This is a genomic window from Rhodovulum sp. BSW8 (assembly GCF_003314725.1).
Lineage (GTDB): Bacteria > Pseudomonadota > Alphaproteobacteria > Rhodobacterales > Rhodobacteraceae > Rhodovulum > Rhodovulum visakhapatnamense.
On sequence record NZ_QNVX01000010.1, the window covers coordinates 1 to 554 of the forward strand.

Sequence of the window (554 nt, forward strand, 5' to 3'; positions counted from 1 at the left end):
AGGACATCATGGATGCCCTGAACCAGAGCGGAGCCGCGCCAAGCGCCCTGCAAATGATCGACAGTACCGTGATCCGCGCCCACCATCAGGCAGCGGGCGCTAAAGGGGGACTCCACGACAGGGTTTCGGCCGTTCTCGAGGTGGCTTTACGACCAAAATCCACCTCCTCGTCAACGCACACGGGCTTCCCATGAGGACAGAGATCACGCCTGGCCAAACGTCAGACTATCTCGGCTTCGATCTGGTGATGGCGGATAATCTGCCCCGCCCGAGCGTGCTCATCGCAGATCGCGGCTACGATGCAGACAAGATCAGAAACGGCATGGAGGCGCGCAACGTCCTGCCCGTGATACCGATGCGCAAGTCCCGCAAGAAGCGCATTGGTGTCGATCGCTCGCTGTATCGCCTGCGTAATCTGGTCGAACGCTGCTTCAACAAGCTCAAGAACGCCAGGCGTGTCGCGACCCGCTACGACAAGACCGCTGAGAGCTTCCTCGGCTTCATTGACATCACGTCGATCCGTCTCTGGGTCCGCCATTTGTCAACATGACCTA

General features: G+C 59.4%; 1 pseudogene. It reads left to right on the forward strand.

What is annotated here, in order from left to right:
• Window positions 1–550 (forward strand): annotated as a pseudogene (locus tag DSD19_RS07245) (IS5 family transposase); the annotation flags it as partial.
• Window positions 551–554: the final 4 nt, after the last annotated feature.